General features: G+C 67.0%; 1 protein-coding gene. It reads left to right on the top strand.

Features of this window, described 5'->3' with window-relative positions; translation table 11 throughout:
- The coding region (locus tag C173_RS35160; protein WP_036731482.1) for a calcium-binding protein at positions 1-397 on the top strand (397 nt) is incomplete at both ends.

Here is a 397-nt window from a genome sequence, read left to right on the forward strand (position 1 = left end):
CACGGGTGAGACTGGTGCGACGGGGCTTACGGGAGAGACTGGAGCGACGGGGCTGACTGGCGAGACTGGAGCGACGGGGCTGACTGGTGAGACTGGAGCGACAGGGCTCACAGGAGAAACGGGAGCGACAGGACTCACGGGAGAGACCGGAGCAACGGGGCTGACTGGCGAGACTGGTGCGACAGGGCTGACGGGAGAGACCGGAGCAACTGGGCTTACAGGTGAGACTGGAGCGACGGGGCTCACGGGAGAGACTGGAGCGACGGGGCTGACTGGCGAGACTGGTGCGACAGGGCTCACGGGAGAGACTGGAGCGACGGGGCTGACTGGCGAGACTGGTGCAACAGGGCTCACAGGAGAAACGGGAGCGACGGGGCTCACGGGCGAGACCGGAGCA

Origin of the sequence: Paenibacillus sp. FSL R7-277, from assembly GCF_000517965.1 — a bacterium.
Lineage (GTDB): Bacteria > Bacillota > Bacilli > Paenibacillales > Paenibacillaceae > Paenibacillus_AQ > Paenibacillus_AQ silagei.